The organism is Schaalia vaccimaxillae DSM 15804 (genome assembly GCF_000420425.1).
In the GTDB taxonomy this organism is placed as follows: Bacteria; Actinomycetota; Actinomycetes; order Actinomycetales; family Actinomycetaceae; genus Pauljensenia; species Pauljensenia vaccimaxillae.
In genome coordinates, this window is record NZ_ATUX01000007.1 from 13,660 (window position 1) to 40,220 (window position 26,561).

The following is a 26,561-nucleotide window of genomic DNA, read 5'->3' on the forward strand; positions in this document are numbered from 1 at the left end:
CCTTAGAGGCGCCCGGCTTTCTTCAACTCCAGGTACGCGTCAGCTGTGCGTGCAGGCAGCAAGCCAGCGTCCGCAGATACGACCAATGCGCCCGCTCGTTCAGCGTCGCGCCGCCCGGCCTCGTCCTCGGCTATAGACCTGGCAGCGGCAGCAGAACGGAACACCGAATCCGCGTCCTGCCCCGAATACAAACTGCGCACTATGTCAGGGTCTTGAGCAGACGCCACCATCACGGTGTGGCGAGCCTTAAGCTGCGCCACCGCATCAAGGAACTCCGGATCTGAACCAGCCGGAGGCACCGGCGTCGCCAACACCACCAGCGACGGATGGCGCACTGTACGCGAAACCTCCGCAACAACCAAAGACCAGTCAATCGGCTCAGAGGACGCCGATACCTCACTCAGAGCCTGAGCTGCAGCCTCTAAGAAAGCATCCCCACGCACCCCGGACACTCGCGCCCGCACCTGCCGGTCAATTGCCAGCAGATGAGTCTGATCCCCAGCCCGATTCGCCAACGCTCCCAGAAGCAAAGCCGCTTCAATCCCCGAATCCAAACGAGGCGCCGAACCAATCGCAATACGGTCAGCATCATCGCCCTCGTCAGGACGCCCCAATAAGGCAGCCCCCAAGCGGCCAGAATCTAAAACAATGACCACCCTACGATCACGTTCGGGACGCCACGTGCGCACCACCAAATCCTTCGACCTGGCAGACGCTTTCCAATCAATGTCGCGAGGATCGTCGCCGCGCACATACTCGCGCAAAGAATCAAACTCAGTTCCCGGACCGCGCAGAACCGTCGCGGTTGTCCCCTCCAACTCATTGAGACGAGCCAAACGCGACGGCAACAGACGACGAGAACGAAACTCTGGCAAGACAGACAAGGACAGGTCAGCGCGAATCGACACCTGCCTGGCTCCCAAACCCATCGGGCCCCAGACCCGCAATGTCACATAATCGGCGCGACGAGTCCCACGACGCATCGGAGCCAAACGAGTGGTGGCCGTCGCATGGTCCCCAGGCCCCATATTCAGTCGGTGGCGAGACGGGGACTGACGCAACGAGGGCGGCCACGCGTCACGCACATCGACCCGCAAAGACCTCGACGTCGGATTCGCGACCCGCACGACGCTATCAGTGGTCTCATCAGCGCGAATTGGGCCTTCAACGCGACGTTCGATGGAAAGATCACGGGGACTTGCCGCAGCGAAAGCATCAATGCAGCACAAGGCCAACACTGCAAAAATCCACGCCCAAGCCACGCCCGTGGAGGGCAAAAGCACGACCGGGATTAATCCGACTGCGACGAGTAAACCCGCCTTCCACGACCACGTCATCAGCGCGGCACCGCAACCTGGGACAGCACCGACTCGATGACATTGCGCGCCGAAATACCTTCCAATCCGGCTTCGGCTTTCAAGCTCAAACGGTGTGCCAGCGTCGGAACAGCCATCGCTTTCACGTCATCAGGGGTCACGAAGCCGCGGCCCTGCAAGAACGCCCAGACCCGAGCCGAACGCAGCAGCGCTGTGGCGCCTCGTGGAGACACGCCGATGCGCACCGACGGCGACGTGCGAGTAGCGCGCACCAGATCCACGAGGTAAGCCAACACGGCCGCAGACACCTCAACATTTTCGCCAGCCTGGCGAGCCGCAGCAATATCAGCTGGACCGGCCACCGCTTCAATCCCCGCATCAGACAAAGACAGAGGATTAAAACCGCTGTGGTGGCGCGACACCACTTCGATTTCTGCATCCCGCGACGGCAACGACATGGTCAGCTTCATCAGGAAACGGTCCAACTGAGCTTCTGGCAACGGATACGTTCCCTCATACTCGACAGGGTTCTGAGTAGCAATGACCATGAAAGGATCAGAAAGGCGATGGGTGTGACCATCGACAGAAACCTGGTGCTCCTCCATCGCTTCGAGCAGCGCCGACTGAGTTTTGGGAGGAGTGCGGTTAATCTCGTCGGCCAAAACCAGGTTGGTAAAGACCGGCCCGGGGCGGAATTCGAAAGTCGACGAGGCCGAATCCCACACCATTGAACCGGTAATGTCGGCAGGCATTAAATCCGGCGTGAACTGGATACGTGACATTTCCACGTTCAAACATGCCGCCAGGGTGCGTACCAGCAAAGTCTTGGCAACCCCGGGAACACCTTCTAGCAGTGCGTGCCCACCCGCAACCAACGAGATGACGAGGCCGGTGACTGCGCCGTCCTGTCCCACAACCGCTTTACCGATTTCTGAGCGCAGCGCGATGAGGCGCTCGCGGGTTGCCGCCTCATCGGCGTTGAGTTCTCGGCCCGACACGGGGGAGGGGCTAGAGAAAACGCTATCCGCACCCGGGTGGGCAGGTTGCGGTGTGTGTGGCATTGGTTCAGTCATTCTCCAACTCCTCTTCGAGGGCTTCTAGGGCTCGGGCGAGCCGTACGAGCTCGCCTTCTGTTGTCGGGGCCGGGCCCCAATACAAGTCGTGGCTTTGTTGCGGATCAATACCGCGTGCGGCTAAATCCGTCTGCAAATCGTGAGCACTGCCGCTGACTGAGACGCCGAGCTTGCGAGCCATACGCTTGGCATGCGCCGTTCGCAAAGCCTGCGCTGCATACCCGTATGCTCGGCTGCGCCGCAGCAAACGTCCCTTGCCAATGAGTACCTCCGAGGCAGGGACAGGGGTGGCAATATCTTCAACGACGAGTCGTCCCAGGCGCCACCCCCAGCCGATGCCTCCCACAATGACAGCGGCAACAATGATGACGAGGGCGGGCATTAGATAACCGGGCTGAAGGGCAGCCGGGTCAAACATTTCGTGGTCAGGGTTAGCCAAGTACCACAAGACTGTGGGGGTTCGGCCCATGGCGTTCATGGCGAGGGCACCGTGGCCGCCAGTTGCGATAGTCCCGTTGGTGATCAGTTGGGAATCCGCAAACACTGCCCTGTAGAAGCCAGATCCTTCGTATTCCGCGAAAGAGTAGACTTCTGGGCCCAAGGGGAAGCATAGGCTCCAGTCCTGCGCACTGGGCACCGGTGACAAGGTTGCTTCCTCTTCGATCAGATCGGACTCCCAGTTGTCAGGGGCCGCCGGATCGTCCTCGAACTGCCACGGGTCGACAGAGATGGAAAGCCCGAAGTGTCTAGGGACGATGTCGGCGGCTCGTTGTGCGCCAGCCGAATCGCATTGGGCAGTAACCGCGCCGCTAGTATCGGCGACGGTCTGCGAATACACAGAATCTTCAAGAGCCGAGTAGTGGTTCTCCATGCCCACGTAGACAACGTTGTTCAATTCGCTGATCGCGGCGGCCACATCCGGCTGCATCTGCGATGGAGAAATGACAACTGCGGTCGTGTCGGGCCCCGAGCGAGTGACCAATTCCGTTGGCGAATCAATCGCCTTCACCGTCACACCCTGGTCTTCGAGGACGCGAACAAGAGCCTGCGCCCCCTTCGGCGTGGCATTGTCAGTTGCCAAATATTCGTCACTGCGGCCGGCCTGGGGAATGAAGAAAATGACTGCCGTGGACAGGAGCATCAACAAAAGAATGACTAGCACCGGTTTTGCCTGTGCCAAACGCGTTGATGGGCGAGCGGTGATCACTGTGCTAGATGAGGCCCTCATGCGCGCACTCCTACCAGCTCTGAGGCAACCTGATCGGTTAGCTGGTCAAGATCATCAAGATCTTGGGCTGTAGCTGAGCCGTCGCCGTAGCGGACTTCGTCAAAAAGATCAGCGTGGTGGGTCAGGGCGATGGCTTGCTCTGGCAGTAGAGCACCCGCATGATTCGAAGCCTCGTGGGCTGTTAGGCCAGGACTGTCCACGAGGACGTCACTGCGGGAGAGCTTGAGAACCAAAATCCTAAAAGCCCAGATGTAGGCCTCGTTGATGCGGCCTTCGCGCAGAGCTTGGGTGCGGGCGAGCTGAGCGTCCTCGACAGTGACATCGGGAGAATCGAAAACCGCCTGACCTCGACGCGACCTGGCTAGACGCACCGGATTGAGGACGGTGACTATGACCATGACTACCAGCACGATGGCGACAATGATCAGTAGAACCACCTCAATGGGAGGTGCTGAGCCGCCGCGGCCCGAGAACAGATCGATAAAGAAACGTAGGAACGACCGGATTCCGCGGGTTAGAGGACTGAGTGCATCGGAGTATTCGGCGCGCGACAATTCCTCTTCTAACCAGGAACGAGCCTGGTCAGAATCGGGAGTGATTGGCGCGTCGATGGGCAGAATCATCGCTGCGCGGCTGCCTGCGCTAACACTGGAGCCAGGTTTTCTTTACGGAAACGCTCATCGAGATACATCAACACCTCATACGAGGTTGTCACAGGCACCACCACAGCTTGAAGCAAAGAAGTGATGAAAACCGTAATGACCTGAGCGACCACCAGGGACGTGGTGACGGCGAAGATACCTGCAATGATTCCTACGCCGTAGGAAACAAAAGACGTGATGGCGCCGGTGAGCAGCAGAACCAATATGAGTCGGCCAAGGGTTCGCCAGAAGGATCCCTTAGTCAAGATCCAGGCGCGCTTGATGGAAGCCACGGGACCCAGCCCCTCCAACACTGTGGTGATGGGGGCGTACAGGAGTTTGACCTGCAGACCGAAGGAAGCGATGAAGACTACGGCGACCAAAACGAGGATGACGAGGACGATGCCGACCACCGCCCCGCCGCTCACATCGGAGGAGAAACCTGAGGTTATGGCGAAGATCAGACCAAAGCCAATCCCGAGAATCACGAGCATTGCCGCCGTTGTCACGACACTAATGACGACGACGGTGCCAACCAGCGGCCAAAAACGCGGCTTGAAACGCTCCCATGCCTCGGAGAAAGTCGGTTTGCTACCCAGGACGGCTTCTGAAACCGCCACCGACAAGATGCCGACCAAAAGGATGGAAGACAGAAGAGAAAAAATCATCAGGACGCCGCTAGAGACGAGCATTCCACCCAATTCGGAGGCGATAAAGGTCAGCTCGTCGTCAATTGAAGCCTGCGGGTCTGTCAAGCCCATCGAGGTTTCCATCGCAGAGAAGATGAAGTAATAAACGAGGGCGGATAGGGCTGCTACTACTGCAGTCACTGCGAAAGCGAAACCGAAGACAACCGCTGGATTCGTGCGGATTGACCGGAAGGTCCCTTCGAAGAGATCCCCGATTGTCAGTGGGCGAAGAGGAATAATTCCCGGCTGAGCAGCAGCGGACCACGCAGCGCCGTATCCGCCTGGCATGCCTGGCGCAGGAGGCATGGAAGGCATTGAGGGGGAGACCGGGGGCTGAGTCCAACCCTGGTTGTACTGGCCGGGTGTGGTTGATGGCTGTGTCGCTTGACCCGCCGTCCGTGGGGTCGCCGGATTTGTCACAGGCGTCGTGGCAGGAGAGGACACGGTGTGGTTGGGTGCGGATTCTGCAGGAGTACCCCACCCGGGAGCTTCAGGTGCAGACCATGAACCCTGGTGTGACTCTGGTGCGCTCCATCCGTTCGGATCGGACATATTCGACTCCTGACCTCATGGTATTGAACATCCTTAATGGTGCCATGTATGGGCCGATCAGACTACATCTGCCCACAGCGTCAGCGCTATCTGTCAGTGAGGACAAGAAGAGGAAACCCGAAGTTGCATCCGCGAGTCTGATGCATTCGAAGCCGGATCGTGACACGATCGTGACATGAGTTCGCGCATCCTCGTCGTCGATGACGACGTCGCTTTGGCCGAGATGATCGGAATCGTCCTCGAAGCTGAGGGCTACGCGGTGACAACCTGCGCTGACGGCGCCCAGGCAGTCGAACAGTTCTCCACGACGAATCCCGACCTCGTCCTCCTCGACGTTATGCTCCCTGGGTTGGACGGTATTGAAGTGTGCCGCAGAATCCGTCGCGAGTCAGACGTTCCTATCGTGATGCTCACCGCTCGGTCGGATACAGCCGACGTCGTGTCCGGGCTTGAAGCCGGCGCCGACGATTACGTTCCCAAGCCTTTCAAGCCCAAAGAGTTGGTAGCCCGTGTTCGGGCGCGTTTACGAGGCCGCGAAGAAGACGGCGAAGAACGACTCAATGTTGCCGATGTCGTCATTGATGTGCCAGGCCATTCAGTAACCCGCGCCGATCAGTCAATTGCCCTGACCCCGCTTGAGTTTGACCTCCTTGTTGCTCTTGCGCGCGCCCCATGGAAGGTGTTTAGTCGCGAGGAACTACTTGAGAAAGTCTGGGGTTACCGTCACGCCGCAGACACGCGCCTCGTCAATGTTCACGTTCAGCGCCTGCGCTCCAAAATTGAACGCGACCCGGAGAAACCGCAGATCATCATTACCGTTCGCGGGGTTGGATACCGTGCCGGAACCGGTTCCTGAACCTCCCTCGCGTCTCGAAGAATTTTGGCGGCTCCTCGCCCGCTGGGGCCAGCGTTTCACAGATTCGAAGGCGTGGCAGTGGGCCAAGGAATCCAAGCCTGCACGCAACGTCCGCGCCTCTCTCTCGCTGCGCACCGCCATGACACTGGTCATCGCACTGATGGCGATTATGACCGTCTTTGCGCTTTTCGTTTCTGCACAGCTGCGGTCCTCCGTGTTTGAGTCACGACGCGACCAGGTCCTCGACGATGCTGGCGTGCGATTCTCATCCGCGCAATCGATTTTCGAACAGTCCACAGCTACCACCCCCGACCAGGTTCAAGAAGCCGCCCGTCAGACGGTAGAGTCAATCAAGTCGTCAGCGGCAGGTGCCGGAGCTGTATCCGTCGTCTTATTGCGTTCGCAGGGAGCGTCCTCGAGCCTACGAATCAACCAGATCGTCGACGCACAAATGGACGAGGTGATCACCAGCCAGATGCGCCAGGCCGTCGTATCGGGAGGAAGCGCCCAATGGCAGTCTGTGAGCATTCCTTCGGGGGCTGACAATCAAGAAACATCTCCGGCAATACTCGTCGGTATGCAGGTGCAGCTTCCGCGAGCAGGAGCCCACGAGCTCTACATCGTGTACTCCCTTGAATCCGACCAAGCCCGCGTCGACATGTTCATGGGCGTACTTTCCTTTGCCGCTGTGCCCATTCTCATCGGACTGCCCGCTGCAGTGTTTTGGACCCTATATCGGATGCTGCGGCCAGTGCGGCGCACCGCTGACGCTGCCAAGCAGATCGCCGACGGTGACCTGACCGTGCGAGTACCAACCCAAGGCATTGATGAAATGGCTGACCTGGGTGCGGCCTTCAATGACATGGCTGAATCGCTGCAAACCAAGATCAATGAGTATGACGAACTCTCGCAGCTTCAACAGCGTTTCGTGTCCGACGTTTCCCACGAATTGCGTACCCCGTTGACGACCATTCGGATGGCGGAATCAGTCATTTGGGACAATCGTGACCAGCTTGAAGGTGGCGCGAAACGATCGGCCGAATTGCTTCATGATCAGACCGAACGTATGGACTCCATGCTCGCTGACCTTCTAGAAATATCCCGCTACGACGCCCAATCCGCCCTCCTGGAACCGGAGATGACAGATCTGCGTCCCATCGTCGCCAAGGTCGTGCAAGCCAACATGGAGCTGGCTGAAAAGAATGGCGTCCAGGTGCATATCCATGTCCCAGATTCCAGGTGCGCCGCAGAAATTGATGCTCGGCGTATTGAAAGGGTGCTGCGCAACCTCCTCGTCAATGCCGTTGAGCACGCTGACGGCACGGACGTTGACGTGACTCTGGCATCGAACCATGAGGCCGTTGCCGTGCGAGTACGCGACCACGGCATTGGAATGACCCCCGAAGTCAGTGCCCACGTTTTCGATCGTTTCTACCGCGCTGACACGTCCAGGGTTCGCACCACCGGCGGAACAGGTCTGGGCCTGTCGATTGCCACAGAAGATGTCGCATTACACGGAGGAACATTGCAAGCATGGGGGGAGCCTACAAACGGTGCTTCGTTCTTGATGACCTTGCCCAGGAATGCGGGGGAACCGGTGCGCACCCAACCCTTGGCTCTGTGGGAGGACGAGTGAATATTCGTCGCACAATGATCGCCGCTCTGGCCAGTTCCTGCCTCGCGCTGGCCGGTTGTTCGAGCCTGCCCAGCGCCTCCTCGCCGCAGCCCTTTGATGCATCGGTGCCAGACTCTGATCCGATCCAGCTGTCAGCCGACGGCCCGACTGCGGGAGCTAATCCTCGGACTCTCATCCAAGACTTCCTCTTAGCTTGTGCCGCAGGCCCCAACGATGACTTCGCAACCGCGCGCCTCTTTTTAACCAGCTCGTCGTCTAAGAGGTGGAAGCCTCAGGCCAACGCCCTCGTCTATGACACCGATATCGCTCCGCAGGTCGTTTCTACGGGAGAGGGGCCAGGCGGTGAAGCCTCCGTCGACGTTCATGTGCCAGCTGTGGCCAGCGTTGACGAGGGAGGCATATTGTCGTTGGCCAGTGGAAGCCAGATTGACCAGACGTTCACCCTCGTTCAAGAAAATGGGGAGTGGCGTATCGATTCTCCCGATGATTCCTTCATCATTTCGCAGAGTTCCTTCACGGCTTCTTACGAGTTGACCAACCTGTGGTTCCCTTCCATGACGGGCGATGCTCTGGTGGCAGATCCCCGGTGGTATCCAGCCAGGAGACTGAGCGGGTATCTTTTGGCGGGCCTGGTTGCCGGTCCTCGCTCCTCTTTGAATAGTGCGGTAACGAATGCTGTTCCGGGTGGTACAACCATTCCGTCGCAAGGAGTAGAAATCTCTGACCGCACTGCCAAGGTCAGCCTCAACGCTGCTGTGCCAGAAAGCGAGGAAGCGCGCAGACTCCTCGCATGGTCAGTTCTGACGACATTGGTGCAGGCCACATCCGTTTCCAATGTGACACTGACCGTATCTGGCCAGGATATTCCTACAGATGATTTACCCGAGGGACCCGACTACAGACTCGACACGAGGATTGTTCTGGACGCGGGCGGAGCCTCCCTATTTTCTGGATCGGTTTCCACCGCCCTACCAGTTGATACGCCCGTACCTGAGCGTGCGCAATCCCCGGCCATTTCACCCGTGGGAGCCAACTTGGTGGCGTGGAGGATCGACGACGAGGTGGTCATCACCGGCATTAACGAGGACGAGGATGCCTCCTACCGTTTGACAGCCTCACCCGATGGGGGTGCCCCTTCCATTGACCGTTTCGGTTGGACGTGGATGCCGACACCGCAAGCGGTATCGGCATCTGGCATGGTTGCAGCCACCCCAGCGGGAGCCAGCGTGGAAGTGGACTTAGATTTGGATGCCACAGGCCAAGCGTCAATGGTGCGTATTTCTCCCGATGGGGCGCGTGCCCTGCTTGTCTACCAGAACAATGGTTCTTCGGCGGTCTGGTTGGCAACGGTTGCCCGCGACGCTACAGGTAAACCCGTTGCTGTCACCGCGGGAGAGCAGCTCATGGGCGGTGAACTTGGCGTCGTTGATGTGACGTGGGCAGGGGAATCAGGAGTTGTTGTTGCCTACTCTCAAGGCGATGATCAGGATGGTCAGACAGTAGCCGTGTCGATGGACCTTGGCGGATTCCCCGCGGTGGTCATGCTGCCCGATGGGGTAGAGGAATTGACTGCGGGTGCCAGCCCGACCAGCTTGTGCGTGGTCTTTGCTGAATCGTCCGTATCGTGCCAATCGGGCGCTTTGTGGCAGCCTTTGGATGAGTCAATTCGATCAGCTCGCTACGCAGGCTGATCCACAGGCTATTTTCACGCTGCCAATCCACAGAGGCCGAGCAACCCCTGGCGTCAGGTCCAGCGCCCTGTCATTGTCAATCTATGAACCCAATCAACACAGTGTGGTTGCGTGGGTGGAAACATCTCCTTGACGCAGTGTTACCCACCCAATGCGCGGGGTGCGGACGTTGGGATACGACTCTATGCCCCGATTGCATGAGCATCGCCCGACGGCCACCTCAACTGACGACGATTGACCAGAACTTCCCAGAAGCTGTCGTGTCTCTGGGCCCGTATGAAGGTGCTTTGCGTCGGCTGATCTTGGTCGCCAAACACAGCGAAAGAGAAGATTTAACAAGTTTTTTGACCCAAGCCGGCATCAACCTTGGAAAAGCCTGCGGCCTAGCGGCTGTGCCGGATGATCATTACCGCGAGGTCTGGGTGGTTCCTGCTCCTTCGAGTTGGCGCAGGAGACTTCATGGTCGGTCGGTCACAGTCCCGCTGTCGCAAGCAGTGGCACGCGGTATCGCCCAAAGCCTCAATAGTCTCGGGATCTACACCATTGAAGTCAGTGTCGTAGACGCGGTGAGACTGCGCGTGGGGGCCAGGTCACAGTCTGGGCGAGGAGGCCAGGAACGCAGACGTGGTCGACACGCGACGATGCGCGCCCGCGTCACTCCTCCACGCAGCGCTGCGGTCGTCCTCGTTGACGACGTCGTTACCACGGGAGCAACGCTGACAGAATTGGCAAGGTGCCTTGGACGTGCACAAATAGCGGTGTGCCTGAGTACGGTTTAGGTCGCGACCTTTTCACTTTCCGTATGACGAGGGTCACGTTTGTCGCTATGATGGATCCACACGAAGCGAGGCTTGGCGCAATGCAGCGCATAGCCCGCCCGGATGGAGGTGATAGCTCAGATCACGGTCCGGGGTGATGAAGCGCCCGGGCATCCGAAACGCGGGGTAATGAACCCGCCGAGTTCCCTTGGAGGACAAAGAATGGACATCACTGTCGTCGCACGAAACGCCGAAATTCATCCGAATTTCCGCGCCTACGTCGAAGAGAAAGTCTCGAAGATCACCCAGTTCTACCCGCGTGCCCAACGCGTCGATGTAGAACTCACTCACGAACGTAACCCCCGCCAGGCCGACACAGCAGAAAGAATTGAGCTGACCGTCTACGGCAAGGGGCCGATCATTCGAGCCGAAGCCGAATCCGCAGACCGCTACGCGGCGGTGGATATCGCGGCTGGAAAACTCTTCGAACGCCTGCGTAGACTCCGCGACCGCGCCAAGGATCACCGACGCCGCTACCCGCGCGATCTGGACGAAGCCGAAATCCTCGACACCGCGGTCCTCGAAGAGGATCAGACCGAAGAAGTCGTCGATACGGGCCTGCGCTCCGCCGAAGACCTCAAAGTCGGCGAGGCTCGCGAAGAACAGCTCGGAGATTCTCCGATCATCGTTCGTCAAAAAGTCCACGAAGCCCAACCCATGACTGTCGACGAAGCGCTCGACCAGATGGAAATGGTTGGACACCCCTTCTTCCTCTTCGTTGACAAGGAAACTCACCAGCCCTGCGTCGTCTACCACCGCCACGGATGGACCTACGGCGTCCTGAGGCTCAACACCACCACCGACGTCTAAAGACACTCGGCGCAACGAACCCCGCATCCTCGTTGATGCGGGGTTCGTTACTTTACTTCGTGTGCGTTGCTGTTCTGCTGCGTCCTCGTTCGTCTCGTCACTGTGTCGGCGTTGCTGCGTTACTTGGCGAGGGCGCCAATTTCCTCTCTCATCATTTGCCGTCGCCCACTCCGACACCTGCATCCAGGCCTTTCTCCACGGGCGAAAGAAAGCATCAGCAGAGGTCAGAGTGCAACAAAATGATGATTCACCCGATTCTGGGTCGAGAAGTAGGTCCGGAAGTTCGTAGACTGGACCGGTGCGCTCACACGCACCCGGGGACCGCCCTCGGTTATGAAGTCAGGAGCACCTGTGTCCATCATCGACAAGATCCTCCGTGCTGGCGAAGGTCGCACGCTCAAGAAGCTTGACAATATTGCCAAGCAGGTCGACGCACTCCAAGAGGATTTCGAGGCCCTCACCGACGAGCAGCTCCAGGCCAAGACCTCAGAGTTTCGGGCCAGACTTGAAGAGGGAGAAACTCTCGACGACCTCATGGTCGAAGCCTTCGCCACCGTGCGTGAAGCATCCTGGCGCATCCTGCGCATGCGGCCCTTCCACGTCCAGGTCATGGGTGGCGCCGCCCTACACCTGGGCAACATCGCCGAAATGAAGACGGGTGAAGGCAAAACCCTTGTTGCCACGATGCCGTCCTATCTGCGCGCCCTGACAGGAAAAGGCGTCCACGTTGTCACCGTCAACGACTACCTAGCGAAATACCAGTCCGACATCATGGCTCGCGTCTACAACTTCCTCGGGCTGAGCTGCGGCTGCGTCCTCGTTGGTCAAAGTCCGGCTGAACGTCGCAAGCAGTACGAATGCGACATCACCTACGGCACGAACAATGAATTCGGCTTCGACTACCTGCGCGACAATATGGCCCAGCGCGTTGAAGACATGGTCCAGCGCGGACACAACTACGTCATCGTTGACGAGGTTGACTCCATCCTCATCGATGAGGCGCGAACTCCGCTTATTATTTCCGGCCCCGCATCGGGTGACGTCAACCGGTGGTACACCGAATTTGCCCGTATTGCCCGCATCCTTGAACGCGACGTCGACTACGAGGTCGACGAAAAGAAGAAAACTGTCGGCGTCCTCGAACCCGGCATTGACTCCGTTGAAGACCAGCTTGGTGTGGAGAATCTCTACGAAGCAGCCAATACGCCGCTCATTGGTTTCCTCAATAACGCCATCAAAGCCAAGGAACTCTTCCACATTGATAAGGACTACATCGTCGATAACGGTGAAGTCCTCATCGTTGACGAACATACCGGACGCGTGCTGCCGGGACGACGCTACAACGACGGCATGCACCAGGCCATCGAAGCCAAAGAAGGCGTCGAAATCAAAGCCGAGAACCAAACTCTGGCGACGATCACACTGCAGAACTACTTCCGTCTCTATCCGGAGGGTTCACGCGCAGGTATGACCGGTACGGCAGAAACCGAAGCCGCCGAATTCGCCTCAACCTACAAGATTGGTGTTATCCCGATCCCCACGAACAAGCCAATGATCCGCAAGGATCAGTCCGACCTCGTCTATCCAACTGAAGCTGGCAAACTCAAGGCCATCATTGAGGACATCGTCGAGCGTCACGAAGCCGGCCAGCCCGTGCTTGTTGGTACCGCTTCGGTTGAAAAGTCTGAGCTATTGTCGCGACTCCTCAAAGACAAGCACATTCCCCACCAGGTCCTTAACGCCAAACAGCACGCGCGTGAAGCAGCCGTTGTGGCCATGGCAGGACGTAAGGGAGCCGTCACAGTCGCAACCAACATGGCCGGCCGAGGCACCGACATTATGCTCGGTGGTAACTCTGAGTTTATTGCCCAGGCCAACCTTCAGGCTCGCGGCCTGGACCCCAAAGAGAACCCCGAGGAATACCGCGAAGAATGGCCCAAGGCGCTGGCAGAAGCTGAAGCTGCCGTAGAAGCCGAACGCGAAGAGGTGCGCGAACTTGGCGGCCTCTACGTTCTAGGCTCGGAACGTCACGAATCACGGCGTATCGACAACCAGCTGCGAGGACGTTCAGGCCGCCAGGGAGACCCGGGTGAATCCCGCTTCTACCTGTCCATGGAAGACGACCTCATGCGCCTGTTCAACTCTGGGCTCGCGCAAAGGATCATGCAGTCTGGCGCCTACCCGGAAGATATGCCCTTGGAGGCTCGTCTGGTGTCCAGGTCAATTGCCTCGGCCCAACATCAGGTCGAGGCCCGCAACTTTGAGATCCGCAAGAACGTCCTCAAATACGACGATGTGATGACAGGGCAGCGTGAACTCATCTACGAGCAGAGGCGCCGCGTCCTGGAAGGCGAAGACCTCGAACCACAGTTGCGTTCCTTCATGGAAGCTCTCATCACAGGCATTGTTGACGAAAAAACCGCGGGTGTTCCCGTCAAGGACTGGGATCTAGACGTCATCTGGGACACCTTGCGCGGCTACTATCCGCCCTCGGTTACCGCTGAGGAAGTCCAAGCCGAGCACGGCGGTGCCGGTTCCCTGGTCCGCGACGATCTCATCACCGAACTCGTCGGAGATATTCACGCCGTCTACGCCGATACTGAAGATCGACTCAAAGACAACCCCTTAGCCTTGGGGCAGCTCGGAGAAGATCCCATGCGTTCTCTGGAACGACGAGTCGTCATTGCGACCGTCGATCGTCTTTGGCGTGAGCACCTCTACGAGATGGACTATCTCAAAGAGGGTATTGGCTTGCGCGCTATGGGACAGCGTGATCCCTTGGTCGAATACAAGGACGAGGGCGCCCAAATGTTCTCTGCCATGATGGAACGGATTCGTGAAGAATCAGTCCAACAGGTCTTTGGATACGCCAAGCAATTCGAAAAGGCATTCGATCAGGCTCAGGAACAAGCCGCTCAAACACCCAATGGTGCCCCCGTCTCTGACGCTGGTCCCAGCGTTGAGGACGTGGCGCGTGCCGGTGCGCAAGCTGAACAAGAAGCCCGCCAGCGCGCTCAGAGCGTAGCCAAAGCGCGATCTGTCATGGGCAACGTCGGTCAGGAGTCCGTCGCCCAAAGGCTGCGCTATTCTTCAGCTGATTCTCAAGACGAGGCGTCATCTGCTTCTGGTCAGCTCAACCGCGCCCAACGCCGGGCGGCCAAGAAGAAACGTCGCTGAGTCCTGTCAACTCACGCAAATTCGAGGGCGGTGGTGATCCACCGCCCTCGATGGTTTTCTAACCTCACGGCGACGATCCGTGTGCGGTCTGGCGCAGCGACGACGGTGGCGACCTCGACAACCCCATCGCGGGGGCTGCACGACCGCCAGCTCACAGGTCGACAAGGACGCTGCGAGGCAGACTGGGCGCGTGGCTGATGGAGGTGGACTAAGGCTGCATAGAGGGGCGGAACCAGCCACCGTTGGAGTTGAGTTACGGGCCGAACGCCCACAATGACTTCTACTACTGCGCGCGACATATTGGCTGCCCAAACTTCGGGATCCGGCAAGGGTGCGGCGTTGGCACGCGCGGGTGGCGTGCGCAGCCATGCGCGTGCATCGGCTTGGGCTCGTCGAGTCAGATCGATGTTGAGATCCCAGCGGAAACAGCGCCGCGAGACCCCAGTGGTCGGATGCTCAAGTGTGGTGGTCATGAGCCCTCCTCGACGCTCACCAACACCTGGCCTGGGTGAATGAGGTCTGGATTGTCACCTATGGTTGCCAAATTGGCCTGGTATAGCTGAGGCCAATACTGATTGATGTCTTCAGGGCTGACATCGGGGCCAAGAATCTGCGCAGAGATAGACCACAGTGAGTCGCCTTCTTGAACCACTATGTTGGAACTCTGCGGTGCCAAGTCGCTGTTGGGTGTGGTCGGCTGAGGGCTGGGCACATTTTTCGGCGCAACCTGCGTGGCTCCCCAGGCCCAGTCGTCCCCAGCTGAAGAGGAGTTTTGGGGTTGTACTTCCGGGGTGGTGGGCGCGGCGAAAGCCGTGGAAGACAAGCCCCCAGCAGCGACGCTGACACCTAAGATGGCCCCCGCGCCTGATCGCAAAACAATCTGCCGTGCTCGTTGAGTACCCGAGGACAACACCATTTGCTGCATGAATGTGCGGATCTGGCGTGGAATCAATGCCAGGCCAGAAAGTCGGGCCAGAGTCGACCAGTAAAGATTCCATGCCAAAGCGGCGAGGGCAAATGCGCAGATTGCGCAGGTGATGAGGACTTCAGGATGATGAACATTGGCTCGCTCCCTCAAAGTGTAGAGAGCGAGACATAGTAAAGCGCCTGCAGGAACACCAATGGTCCACAGGGCAAGTTCGGTCAAGGGACCCCGATGATCCAGCTGGATGGGAGCATCATTCATGTCACTATCCAATCAACTCTGATCATATCAGTTCGTACTGGATTAAGTCTGATTGATTATTTTCTATCGTGTCAAGTGGATGCAGTTCGTGTGAGTTTGTGAGAAGGTGGGCGAGTGGATATGGAAGTGTTCCTTCGAGATCTTGAATCGCGATTCGACGAAGAGCGACGCCAAGAAATGGACGCCCTCGTCAATGATTTAACCGACGCGGAACGTGCTGGAGTCACCCTTGCAGCGCGCATTAGTGCAGCTCATGGCACCGCAATCAGCGCAGTATTACGCGGGGGACGCGTACTGAGTGGGACGGTTGTTGATTCAGCCTCCACGTGGATGCTGCTGCGGGATGCGCGAAACGAATCGCTCGTTCCGCTGTCTGCCCTCGTGGCAGTATGGCCGCTTGGAATTGGAGTGGGGGACGCGGAGGCGCTTGGGCGCAGAATTGGCATTGGGCACGTCTTGCGTGAATTGTCGGAGCAAGGGGTTGAACTCGTCATTGATCACGATGCTGGACGCCACCAGGGAAAAATAGCCGGTGTTTACGCCGATCACATCGACCTTGCTGCAAACTCAGACGTGCACCGAGTCGACAGTAGGGACCGTATCGAACATACCGTCATTAGCTTGCTGATCAGTGGCTTACGGGCAGTTAACCTTCTAGAGCATCGCTGGCTGTGACAAGCAGGGATCTATCGATTAGTGGCTAGATATCACTGAAAGATCGGGCGCAGATCAGAAAGTCAGTCGCCGCTCATAGGCTTGGCGCAGACCAGAGGGCAGAGGCTTCGAAAAAGCTCAGCCTCACTCAGAGGTCAGCTGCGAGGCCCTTTCACGAACTGCACGGTATTGATCTTGAATGTATTGTTCCAAGACTGACTCTTCGACCCGCCACACCTTCTTGCCGCCAACCTGGATCGCAGGCAACTCTCCAGAGTTGACCAAAGAACGAGTAGCGGACATCGTCAGATTCAGCGTCTCAGCAACATCTGCAAGTGTGAGGAAACGTGGAGTCATAACCCCCATTGTGCCACTTAATTCCGGTTAGCCCCAGAGGATCCACTTGCCTGTGGATAATCCCATTTCGTGCATTTGATGAGGTTCAATATGGGTCCGTAATGGATTGTGCGAGTCAATAAATTGTGGATAACTTTTCAACGGGGAAAATCCCATGCATGATGAGCGTGTGAACGGCATGCGAAGCTCAGTAAAAATACCAGCGAAAAAACCTCTATGGCGTGATCCGCGCCTACTGGGAGGGCTCATACTTATTGCCCTTTCAATCGCTGCCTGCACCTGGCTCGTTGCCGACGCGCGCTCGGGCGACCTCGTCTACAAGACCACACGGCCCGTTGCCCAGGGGGAACGACTTGACTCCACCAACACTCAAATCGTGGAAGCCCGGCCGGGTACCAACGCCTACCTGCTCGACGGACAACTCCCATCCGAGGCGGTCGCCGCACGGTCAATCGGCGCCGACGAGTTGATCGCGTCCTCAGCCGTCGCCACCGAAAACGACCTCACACGCAGGCGCCTCGTGGTCACCGTCGCTGATGGCCTGCCCGAATCAGTTCAAACAGGCGATCTTCTGGAACTATGGGCCCTGCCAGGCGCATACGCCACATCCGAGAAGGACGCCCAATCTTCGCTGATCGCTGCAAACGTCATTCTCGTCAGCGTCGAAGAAACAGGGTCAGTTGTCCGAGGTGGCACCCGAATCGAAGTGCTCATTCCGCAAGACACCATTGCCGCTGTTCTGGATGCGACCTCGGGACCAGGCGCCCTCGCTGCCGTGCCGATAGGGGGATGAGCCCGTGATCCACAATGTCGTCATCCTGGTGCACCCAGACGAAGAGGGGAACCTCGTCCAGGCGCTGGCTCAAACCGAGGGACTATCCGTCGTCAGGCGATGCGCAGACCTCGCCGAAGTGCGTGCCGCAGCCAGATCGCACGTCGCGGACTTGGCCGTCCTCGATGCCACCGATCCCGATTTAGACGCCAGAGTCATCGAAGACCTACACCGCGCACGCATGCATGTTGTCCTGGTGGCCCCGCTCAATCAACTGCCCTTGCTGCAACACCTCGAAGCTGACGGTTATGCCGCCGTGGGAGCAGCCGACCAGGTTGTTGAATCTCTTCTGGCAATCATCCGCTCTCAACCCTCACTGCCGCAGGAAGGTCCGGACGCCTTCGGAGCAGAAATCTCCTACCCGGCCGCTGCTGATTTTCTACCAGCCGCAGCCGCGACGCCGGCAGGACCTCCACCCATGCCTCACGCGGGCACAATCATTGCGGTATGGGGAACCTCCGGTGCTCCCGGGCGGTCGAGCCTGGCCATCGGACTCGCCCACGCGTTATCCCGTTACGGCAAAAGCATCCTCGTCGATGCTGACACGGCAAATCCTTCTATTGCGCACATGCTTGGGCTTCCCGTCGACGGTTCATCACTATCCGCCCTTGTGCGCCAGGCATCCCGTGCCAACATTGTCCCCGCCGACATTGATGCCGCTGCCGCTAACCTCTCACCGGAACTATCAATCATCACAGGTCTAGTCACCGCGCACCGCTGGCGAGAAGTAGGCCCTCATTCCCTTGTCGACATTCTGCGAGCCAGCGCCCAGATGGCTGACTGGGTGGTCGTCGATCTGGCGAGTGTCACCCTGGATGCGGTTCCGGACGACATTCGACACCAAGGCAGTCGCGACGACATGACAGCAGCTGTCCTTAAAACGGCGGACCGTGTGCTGTGTGTTGTACGAGGCGACGTCGTCGGAATCAATCGGCTCAGTCATGTTCAAGCATGGTGGGATGAGCTTGGCACCGGGAAAGAGCTCCAAATTATTGTCAATCGACTCAGCCAGGCAGGCGCTGGATCCAGGCCGATCAACGCCATTCAGGCAGCCTTGGCTCCCATACTTGCTGGCCAGACCATTCATGTTGTTCCCGAAGATGAAGCTTTTACGCGCTCGCTGCTCAAAGCTCAGCCGATCACCGTCGCTGAAGCCACGTCAGCGGGAGCTCGGGCCCTCGTGTCAATCACTGAGTCGCTTTGCGGGCGGCAACGAGCCGGAAAAAGGAGCCGCCGGCAACCTTCGCGTGTGACACACTGAGTCTATGCGTGTTTTCTTCCCAGCTCTTGGATCTGAATTGAGCGCCGCCGTGCTGCCCCAACGACACGGGTGGGCGGCATTTGCTCCCCAGGGGGCAAGCAACGACGATATCGAAGAGCTTGAAAATGATGCTCAGACAGAAGCGGCTTTGGCATCGCTGTCTCTTCTTCAAGATTTCCCCGATGATGCTCCATCACGAGTCGTATTGGCCATTGAGATTCCCGAAGCTCCCCTTGCTTCAGACATCGTCGACGGTGTGGGCGAAGTGCGTCTGGGCGGATGCGACTGGAAGCAGGTCAAAGCGATCCTGATTGACGGCTCGGACGCATGCGAAGCAGTGCGTAGCGTTGTCGCCGCGCAAGACCAAGACAGTGCCGACCAAGCGGTGGCTGACCTGTGGGAATATGCGCTTGAGTGGTACGACATTCAAGAACGGGAAGTGGTCGCGAGGATGCTCGCCTCCAATGACGGTTGAGCCCCAGATTGAGGGGCGGATTGAACGGAAAAACGGAGGCTAGGTTTTAACTTGTGTGGCCCTCGCGGGGTTTTGTGCGTCCTTCGGGAGACTTTTGGGCGTCCCTCGCGGGGGTTATGGGCGTCCCTCGCGGGGGTTATGGGCGTCCCTCGCGGGGAGGGGAGCGGCTAAACCGAGCGAATACTTAAAGTCGATCCGGCATGTGGCCGAGGCCTGACATTGATCTGGTCGCCGATTTGGTGGGCCATCTCTTCAACGTGGCTAATCACGCCCACCGTCCTGCCGCTATCTCGAAGGTTGTGCAACTGCTGCATGACCAACTCGAGAGTATGCGCATCCAGGGACCCGAAACCCTCGTCGATGAACATCGTTCGCAACTCGACCCCGCCTGCTTCGTCTGTGACAACATCAGCCAGCCCCAGCGCCAAACACAAAGATGTGTAGAAAGTTTCTCCACCCGATAGCGTGCGCGTCGAACGCAACTGATCGCTGTCGTGGTCCAGGACTGCTAAGCCCAAGCCAGAACGGCGTGACTGTGTTCCATCGTCAGCGACTGCGCGCAACTCATAGCGCCCCGACGAAATCGCCAAGAGCCGTGGGTTGGCTCGCTCCAAGACTTCATCCAGACGCGACACCAGCACCCACGCACTCAGAGGAATCTGAACCAGATTGTCCGGTGTGCGCGCTCCGGCAAGATCAGCCAATCTGCGCACAGGACCCGCTTCTTGCCGCACTCTCCTAAGCTCGTCAAGGGCTCGAAGAAATGTCTCGTGATAAGAGCTGAGTGCAGCCAGCGCCTGCTCCAAAGCCCCTACTCGGTGAAGAGCCTGGTCATGGGCGTCAGTTGCGGCCTCCACGCCACCTTGCAAAGCTTCAAGATCTGGCACAGAGGCCCCATCGACTCGGGTCAATCGCTCGGACACTAAAGCCTGTTCCAACGAGCGACGCTCATGCTCATAGTCGCTAATCTCTTGACGCATGTGCGCCACCTGATCCTGAGGTACGAGGGCCTTCTCAACGTCACGGGCCCCAGAATCTCCACTGTCAAAAGTAGACTCCGCAAGCGCCTGGTCTCGGCTGTCGCGAGCTGACTGCGCGGCCTGTGAAGCTCCCTTCCAACGAGTCACCGCCGAAATAAGCGCCGTCAAGCGTTCAAGCCTATTTGCGTAAAGCTCATCGACCTGGGCTAAAGACTCGTGCGTTCCGCGAGCTTGAACACACGACTCCTCATCCTTTTCGATGCTACTCAGATCCTTGTCGTATGCCGCTTGCAAGGCTGCAAGCTTTTGCTCATCTTCTCCAACGGCTTGGCGATCATGAGACAACCGAGCTGTCTCTTGCTCAATCGCCTCCGACAAAGGTGGAATCTGCGCAGCCACTTCCTCAAGGGCTTCCACTGTGCGTGACAGTTCTGCTTTTTCAATGAGAAGGGAGGCAGTATCGGCCTTGGCAACTTCATTAAGCGAGGCAATATCACGCACTCTTTGCCGATGAGTCGCCTCCGCTTGGATGAGCTGATTCTCAGCCTGATCCCGCGCCTCGTCTCTGGCTTTCACTTCCTCACGAGAAATGGAATCCCCATCGGCTTGAGCGGGAAGAGGATGTTCAAACGAACCGCACACTGGGCAGGGATGATCATCTTGGAGCTCAGCCGACAAGAAAGCTGCCGTAGACCGTAGCCACAGATCGTGTGCATCCTGGGCTGCTGCATTCATTACCCGGGCGTGAATCTTCGCTTCTCGGATTTCCTGCGCTGATGCTTCCAGCCCCGCACGCAGCATGTCGGCGCGCTCACTGGCGTCGATTCTGAGGTTGAGATTGTCCAGTTGCTGGCGTATCGCGGGTAGCTCTGCGACGTCGGTGCGCATAGCGGCAAGACCCCGCTCGCCTGCTTGAACCTGCTCGTTGAGCGTCTGGATACTTTCGGTCGAGGCCGCGATACGGCTCGTCAGGGAGTCAATTTCGACGCGCGCCGCATCGAGGTCTCTGCGCCGCTGGGCTAGTCCTGCTTCCAGGGCGACAAGGTCTTCGAGTCGGGCCCGAGCGGCCTCGACACCACTGCGTTGGTTCTCGGCTCGACCAGATAAGGCCTCGCCCTCGTCCACGGATTGAGGGACACTGACACCGCCGTCCCACAAACCCGCCTCGTCTGCAGTGCTCTGACATGCTTGCGCGACACTGGCTTGAGCTGACTCAAGAGCCTCCTGCGCTTGTTGGTCGTGACGAATGAAAGCGTGGAGTTCCCTGGCTTCTTGAGCTAAAACTACACGCGCCGAAAGATCTGAGAACTCTTCGCGACGCTCGTTCAACTCCTCAAGCCGCTTAACCGCCTGGGCGCGTTCTTCAATATCTGCTGCTGTCTGAACTGCGAGGGCGTGCGCGCTTTGCGCTGCGGCGAGAGTGTTGCGAAGCGCATCTAATTCGTCGGTTGCTAAGCCGTGCGCAGATGCTACTGCGTCAACGCGCTCCCGGGCGGACCCTAACGCGTCAGATGGATTCTCATCGGTAGGGTCGAAAGCTGCTGGCGCTTCGCCGAGATCGAACTTGGCTGTCGCCCCATCATTATCGGCAGACTCGTTGGGCTGGTCGCTCAACTGTGGCACGGGAGAATCCATGAGCTGGTCGAATGCAGCCCTTGCTGATTCAGCTGCCCGGTCGATCACTTGGCGTGAGCGGCCAGCCTGGGTGAGTAGAGCTTCTTGGAATCGCACAAAATCGTGGGTTTCGAAAATGTCGCGAAGAATCTTCTCACGCTGATCCGAAGTGGCTGTGAGGAACTGGGAGAACTTGCCCTGCGGCAAGACAATCGTCTGCAGGAACTGTTCCTTATCTAATCCCACGAGGTTCTGGATTTCTGGACCCACCTTAGATGGACCTGAAGCCAAGGCATGGGTTGTTGTGAAGCCTACTGGCGACGCAGGATCTTCGGCCACCTTGACCAAGGTGGCCTGCGAATTACGAACGGTCTTGCGGCCCTGAGGCTGAAAAGACGGGGTGCGAGTCACGCAGTAAATTCCCGACCCAACCTCGAATACCAGGTCAACTTCGCTGGGAGCCTGATCGTCAATGAGATTAGAGCGCAAGCGGTCTTTTGACGCATCCTTTTGGCGGGCAACATCGCCGTAAAGAGCAAAGGTCAAAGCGTCGATAATGGTGGACTTTCCAGCCCCCGTAGGGCCTTCCAGCAAGAACAGCCCAGCGGCTTCAAAGCGAGAAAAGTCAATGATCTCGGTACCTGCAAAAGGCCCGATACCAGTCAGGGACAAGCGCAGCAGCCTCATGAAGCATCCTCCGTTCGGATCGCTGTCCACACATCCGACACCACCATGCGTTCACTCTCAGTCAGGTCACGTCCACCCACCGAGGTGAAGAAGTCCGTACTGACCTCAATGGGGTCACGCCGGACTCGTGACGTTGCCGCACTGCGATATTGGGGAACTTTGGACGAACGATGTTGGACCACCAATGCATGAGGATAGGCAGCACGTATGCGTGACGACATCTGTTCGGGTCGTGAATCGTCGGTGATGGTGATCGAATAGAACGCATGAGATGGATGCTTGTCGGCATCCGATAAGAGCGTCTCCATGGTTCCTTCAAGGACAATCACCGGACGCGTCACTGGAATCTCGATGACCTCATGGGAGACCAATGAGTGTTCATCAAATTCAACGAGCGTCACGGACTTGCGTGCTTCGGCCTCGGAAAAAGAGTAGGCCAGGGGAGAGCCGCTGTAGCGGATGGGCACCGACGCCCTACCAATATCTTGTGGGCGGTGTAAATGACCCGCCGCAACGTAATCTAACCCGTGGGTAAGCTGATTTTGTTCGCAGCCTAAAGAATCGAAGACCGACGCAGAGACGCTGGCCACCCCACCGACTTGGATGTCGCGTTCCGAGTCACTGACTTGGGCCCCCACAACAAAAGCGTGCGGCATGGCGATGGCCGCCCGATCATCACCCAGCCCGCGGCGCTGCTCCAGATCACGATAGATGCGCCGGCAAGCCCCCTCCATTACCCCCTGGTGGGATCGGGGAAGAGCAGGAGGCTGATCCTGGCCGTCCTCAATTGGAAGATCGGAGAGTTGGAAGCGCACCAAGTCGGGTTCCAAATAGGGCATCGGGTAGACCAAAACCCCGTCTGAGCCACCCACCTCGATAGCTGTACCAATCGACAACGGATCGGTGACAATATGCAAGTTGTCGCGCAGCATCGCCGACAACATGCCTAAACGGATCGGACCATCGTGATTGCCCGAGGTCGCGATCACCGTGGTGTGTGCACACAAGCCGTCAAGCACCTGGCTGAGTTGCGACACCGCCTGCAAAGGCGGTACGGAACGGTCAAAAAGATCGCCGCTGACCAGCACGGCATCCACCCCGCGATCCTTGACCAGATCCACGATCCACTCAATGAAGGCGTCAACACAGTCGCCTAGATCCGCTCCGTGCAAGGTGCGGCCCAGGTGCCAGTCGGAAGTGTGAAGGATCAGCATGTCACTAGTGTGCACGTGAGCGTATGCATCTGCGGATTGGAATCGAACGACGAGGACGGTCTTAGCTGTCCAGAGCTGGCCAATCTAGCGCAGCCAAGACGTCATCGTGAAGCAAAGAATTCGTCGCCAAAGCGTGGCCACCCCACGGACCATCCTGCCCGTTCAGCGAGGTAAAACGACCACCAGCTTCGGTGACGATTGGAACCAGAGCCGCCATGTCGTACAGCTCCAGCTCCGGTTCGCACGCCACATCGACCGCGCCCTCAGCAACCAGCATGTAATTCCAGAAATCCCCGAAAGCCCGAGTACGCCAGAACTGCGACTGCAAGCGCAAGAACTCAGCCCCTCGGTCGGCATGAAGCCAACCATCCAACGACGAGTACGACAAGGATGCGTCCTCGATCTGATCGACCTGAGATACACGAATCTGACGTCCCTTGAACAGGGACGTGCCTGTCCACGCGCCCTGCCCCTGAGCTGCCCACCAGCGCCGCTTGAGAGCCGGAGCAGAAACGACGCCCACCACGACCTCGCCGTCCTCAACGAGCCCGATCAAAGTTGCCCACACGGGTACGCCGCGCACAAAGTTCTTCGTTCCATCAATGGGATCGATAATCCACTGACGATTCGATTGGCCCGTGGTGCCGCGCTCTTCACCGAGAACAGAATCACGCGAGCGAGTGTGAGACAAAGTGTCACGCAGCGCATCTTCAACAGCCCTGTCAGCGTCGGTGACGGGAGTCAGATCTGGCTTAGATTCGACGAGTAGGTCCTGGGAGCCGAAGCGAGAAAGAGTAATGGCATCGGCCTTGTCGGCAAGGACATGGGCGAGGCGCAGATCATCGTTGTAACGAGCCGTTTGGGACATACCCCCACACTAGCGTGTCACCGTGTCTTAGATCTGGACCCGCACCCGTCACCCGTGGATCGCACCGATAGCATGTCCACCATGTCCAAGCCTTTCCTCATGCTCATGAGTCGCCCCGACGGCCCCGTCCGCAAATCGGAAAGTGCTGCCCTTCCCCGCATTGCTGGACTTCGCGAAGACGAGGTCGTCCGAGTTCGCATGGAAGCCGGTGAGCTGCCCGACATTGACTTCGCCCAATGTTCCGGCATCATCGTGTGCGGAACCCCTTGGGATGCGTCGGGAGATCAAACTACGAAAAGCCTCGTTCAGATGCGAGCAGAGCAATGGCTATACGCTCTCTACCAGCGCGCCCTCGACGAAGCCTTCCCTCTTCTGGGGGTCTGCTATGGACTGGGCACCCTCAACCTCATGCTCGGTGGCGCAGTCGACACCGCCTTTGGTGAGGCAATTGGCGCAATTGAAGTACGCCGAACTCCGGCCTCGTCGGGCGATCTGCTGCTCGAGGGCGCACCCCAGTCCTTCCACGCCTACGTCGGCCATCACGAGGGCGTGCGCGAACTTGGGGCGGGCCTGACACTCCTCCTTGAAGGAGATTCGGCTCCCGTGCAAATGGTCCGAGCAGGGGAGTGCATGTGGGCCACCCAATTCCACCCTGAACTGGATCTTGAAGGCGTCAATGTGCGAATCGACCAATATGGCGGCCTGTACTACCCGGAGGAAGAGGCCCGCGCTATCCGCGCTCAGACCGCCAGCGTTGACGTGTCGTACTCCCACCTAGTCTTGAGCAACTTCGTGCAAGCGTTTAGGCGATGAGCCCCGGACACAAAAGCGCTCCCAATGCGGGCGCTAACCGACAGACGTTGGGGCTTGCCCTATCGATCTGGTGAGTCTACGGAAGACAGCTACGACAGGACGAGTCACCACCACATCCCACGCCCGCATCAAAGCAGCCGATATGAGATCCAAAAGGCGCATCGCCAATCGTGAGCCCGTGATCCGCACTGCGAGCACCGTCCAGATCAGAGCCAAAAGAATCATTGCCGTGACGGAATGAACGTCACCTTTGAACCAATCCAACAGGTAGACCACGTAAAGGTGGAAGACATAGATAGCCATCGAACGTCTGCCCCACAGTGTTGCGTGACAGTGGTCCTGCGGAATGATGGCAACGAGGGCAACGATAAAGATGCTGGTGCAGACAATGACGCAGATGCGAACAATCAAGCCGTACCACAGCTCATCGCCGGTGTCCCAATAGGGCTTTTGCCCGGTCAACTGCGAGATGCGGAAACGTTCATCCACGGTGAAGAAAGCAGCTAAAGCTACCACCGTAACCGCAGGCAACACTGTGCGCCACCTGCGCCCTGACACTGCTTGCGCAAGCCGTTGAAAACCCGGCAACCCAACGTAGTGTCCGGCCAGAAAAAAGGGAAGGAACACAATAATGCGTGAGATTGAGAAGTCTTTGTCCAGGCCCTCGACAAAACCAACGCCCAGAGATGCAAACACTGCACCCGTCAGCGCTACCCATCGTTTAAGGCGCGTTATTGCGGGTAACACTAGTTGCCACACCATGAGGGCAAGTAGGTACCACAACAGCCCCGGCCTCCACAGAATCTCCCACTGGATCCCATGATCGCCCGGAACTTCGATTGCCCGAATGAAAACATGTAGCACCGACAACCCCAGATACACAGGGGCTAACGAACCGATAGCCCGACGCGCTGAACTGGCAGGATTGGATATCACCAATCCTGAGGTGAACGCGAAAGCGGGCATGTGAACCAGGTAGATCAACCAGTACACGAACTCGAAAAGTGGTTCTCGGTGAGCCCATCGCAAGACGACGTGGCCAATAACCACCATGACGATCAGGATGCCTTTAAGGGAATCGACGCGCGGATCGCGACGGACACAGGGCGCCTCGGAAGACACGAGCATGACGG

23 protein-coding genes are annotated in these 26,561 nt (G+C 58.3%); 11 read left to right on the forward strand and 12 right to left on the reverse strand.

Translation table 11 applies throughout. The features are described from left to right. Positions 1-2: 2 nt before the first annotated feature. From G439_RS0105095 to G439_RS0105115, 5 genes are read right to left on the reverse strand one after another with little or no spacing between them, the layout of a single operon-like run. On the reverse strand, positions 3-1,337 hold the full coding sequence (locus G439_RS0105095) for a DUF58 domain-containing protein (RefSeq protein ID WP_022868109.1): 1,335 nt from the start codon (positions 1,335-1,337) through the stop codon (positions 3-5). Then, positions 1,337-2,389 (reverse strand): AAA family ATPase, encoded by a 1,053-nt coding sequence (locus tag G439_RS0105100; protein WP_022868110.1) that lies wholly within the window; start codon positions 2,387-2,389, stop codon positions 1,337-1,339. Before G439_RS0105100 ends, G439_RS0105095 begins: the two co-directional genes overlap by 1 nt. After that, positions 2,382-3,617, reverse strand: coding sequence for a DUF4350 domain-containing protein (locus G439_RS0105105; RefSeq protein ID WP_022868111.1), 1,236 nt, complete (start codon positions 3,615-3,617; stop codon positions 2,382-2,384). Before G439_RS0105105 ends, G439_RS0105100 begins: the two co-directional genes overlap by 8 nt. Then, positions 3,614-4,240: a DUF4129 domain-containing protein gene (locus G439_RS11220; protein ID WP_022868112.1), complete on the reverse strand. Its 627-nt coding sequence runs from the start codon at positions 4,238-4,240 to the stop codon at positions 3,614-3,616. Before G439_RS11220 ends, G439_RS0105105 begins: the two co-directional genes overlap by 4 nt. After that, complete coding sequence (locus G439_RS0105115) at positions 4,237-5,499, reverse strand: DUF7847 domain-containing protein (RefSeq protein ID WP_131333535.1); 1,263 nt, start codon at positions 5,497-5,499, stop codon at positions 4,237-4,239. The genes G439_RS11220 and G439_RS0105115 overlap by 4 nt, the downstream gene beginning before the upstream one ends. Before the next feature lie 175 nt (positions 5,500-5,674). Between G439_RS0105115 and mtrA the strand changes: the two genes are divergently transcribed. From mtrA to secA, 6 genes are all read left to right on the forward strand, one after another. Continuing rightward, positions 5,675-6,355: an MtrAB system response regulator MtrA gene (gene mtrA / locus G439_RS0105125; protein ID WP_022868115.1), complete on the forward strand. Its 681-nt coding sequence runs from the start codon at positions 5,675-5,677 to the stop codon at positions 6,353-6,355. Next, positions 6,336-7,991, forward strand: a complete 1,656-nt coding sequence (gene mtrB / locus G439_RS0105130) for an MtrAB system histidine kinase MtrB (RefSeq protein ID WP_022868116.1) — start codon at positions 6,336-6,338, stop codon at positions 7,989-7,991. Before mtrA ends, mtrB begins: the two co-directional genes overlap by 20 nt. Then, entirely contained in the window at positions 7,988-9,682 is a 1,695-nt protein-coding gene (locus G439_RS0105135; RefSeq protein WP_022868117.1) for an LpqB family beta-propeller domain-containing protein, read from the forward strand. The genes mtrB and G439_RS0105135 overlap by 4 nt, the downstream gene beginning before the upstream one ends. 197 nt (positions 9,683-9,879) lie before the next feature. Then, on the forward strand, positions 9,880-10,461 hold the full coding sequence (locus G439_RS11225) for a competence protein ComF (protein WP_243442549.1): 582 nt from the start codon (positions 9,880-9,882) through the stop codon (positions 10,459-10,461). Positions 10,462-10,662: 201 nt separating this feature from the next. After that, the gene (hpf, locus tag G439_RS0105145; RefSeq protein WP_022868119.1) at positions 10,663-11,310 is read left to right on the forward strand and encodes a ribosome hibernation-promoting factor, HPF/YfiA family; all 648 of its coding nucleotides are present in this window, start codon (positions 10,663-10,665) and stop codon (positions 11,308-11,310) included. Positions 11,311-11,661: 351 nt separating this feature from the next. Beyond that, complete coding sequence (gene secA, locus G439_RS0105150; RefSeq protein WP_022868120.1) at positions 11,662-14,487, forward strand: preprotein translocase subunit SecA; 2,826 nt, start codon at positions 11,662-11,664, stop codon at positions 14,485-14,487. Positions 14,488-14,498: 11 nt separating this feature from the next. Here the strand turns inward: secA and G439_RS0105155 are convergent, their stop codons facing one another. Continuing rightward, positions 14,499-14,960, reverse strand: coding sequence for an Rv3235 family protein (locus tag G439_RS0105155; protein WP_022868121.1), 462 nt, complete (start codon positions 14,958-14,960; stop codon positions 14,499-14,501). Further along, positions 14,957-15,673, reverse strand: a complete 717-nt coding sequence (locus G439_RS12155; RefSeq protein ID WP_022868122.1) for a LysM peptidoglycan-binding domain-containing protein — start codon at positions 15,671-15,673, stop codon at positions 14,957-14,959. Before G439_RS12155 ends, G439_RS0105155 begins: the two co-directional genes overlap by 4 nt. A gap of 120 nt (positions 15,674-15,793) precedes the next feature. Between G439_RS12155 and G439_RS0105165 the strand changes: the two genes are divergently transcribed. Continuing rightward, positions 15,794-16,348 (forward strand): hypothetical protein, encoded by a 555-nt coding sequence (locus G439_RS0105165; protein WP_243442560.1) that lies wholly within the window; start codon positions 15,794-15,796, stop codon positions 16,346-16,348. Between the two features lie 123 nt (positions 16,349-16,471). On the opposite strand, the gene G439_RS0105170 is transcribed toward G439_RS0105165, so the two are convergent. Beyond that, positions 16,472-16,684, reverse strand: a complete 213-nt coding sequence (locus G439_RS0105170) for a helix-turn-helix domain-containing protein (protein WP_022868124.1) — start codon at positions 16,682-16,684, stop codon at positions 16,472-16,474. A 154-nt stretch (positions 16,685-16,838) separates the two neighbouring features. Between G439_RS0105170 and G439_RS0105175 the strand changes: the two genes are divergently transcribed. From G439_RS0105175 to G439_RS0105185, 3 genes are read left to right on the forward strand one after another with little or no spacing between them, the layout of a single operon-like run. Next, positions 16,839-17,477, forward strand: coding sequence for a hypothetical protein (locus tag G439_RS0105175; RefSeq protein WP_022868125.1), 639 nt, complete (start codon positions 16,839-16,841; stop codon positions 17,475-17,477). Positions 17,478-17,481: 4 nt separating this feature from the next. After that, a complete protein-coding gene (locus G439_RS11235; protein WP_022868126.1) occupies positions 17,482-18,777 on the forward strand; it encodes a CpaE/TadZ family protein in 1,296 nt (431 codons plus the stop codon). Positions 18,778-18,781: 4 nt separating this feature from the next. Then, positions 18,782-19,252, forward strand: coding sequence for a DUF6912 family protein (locus G439_RS0105185; RefSeq protein WP_022868127.1), 471 nt, complete (start codon positions 18,782-18,784; stop codon positions 19,250-19,252). A 167-nt stretch (positions 19,253-19,419) separates the two neighbouring features. Here G439_RS0105185 and G439_RS0105190 read toward each other — a convergent pair whose 3' ends face one another. The 3 genes from G439_RS0105190 to hisN all read right to left on the reverse strand — a co-directional run bounded on the left by G439_RS0105190 (position 19,420) and on the right by hisN (position 24,615). Continuing rightward, complete coding sequence (locus G439_RS0105190; RefSeq protein WP_022868128.1) at positions 19,420-22,533, reverse strand: AAA family ATPase; 3,114 nt, start codon at positions 22,531-22,533, stop codon at positions 19,420-19,422. After that, positions 22,530-23,747 carry an exonuclease SbcCD subunit D gene (locus G439_RS0105195; RefSeq protein ID WP_022868129.1) on the reverse strand — a complete coding sequence of 406 codons (1,218 nt, stop codon included), beginning with the start codon at positions 23,745-23,747 and terminating at the stop codon, positions 22,530-22,532. The genes G439_RS0105190 and G439_RS0105195 overlap by 4 nt, the downstream gene beginning before the upstream one ends. Before the next feature lie 61 nt (positions 23,748-23,808). Then, positions 23,809-24,615 carry a histidinol-phosphatase gene (gene hisN / locus G439_RS0105200; protein WP_022868130.1) on the reverse strand — a complete coding sequence of 269 codons (807 nt, stop codon included), beginning with the start codon at positions 24,613-24,615 and terminating at the stop codon, positions 23,809-23,811. An 81-nt stretch (positions 24,616-24,696) separates the two neighbouring features. Between hisN and G439_RS0105205 the strand changes: the two genes are divergently transcribed. Next, a complete protein-coding gene (locus tag G439_RS0105205; RefSeq protein WP_026459420.1) occupies positions 24,697-25,428 on the forward strand; it encodes a glutamine amidotransferase-related protein in 732 nt (243 codons plus the stop codon). Between the two features lie 33 nt (positions 25,429-25,461). Here G439_RS0105205 and G439_RS0105210 read toward each other — a convergent pair whose 3' ends face one another. Further along, complete coding sequence (locus G439_RS0105210; protein ID WP_022868132.1) at positions 25,462-26,556, reverse strand: acyltransferase family protein; 1,095 nt, start codon at positions 26,554-26,556, stop codon at positions 25,462-25,464. Between the last annotated feature and the right edge of the window lie 5 nt (positions 26,557-26,561).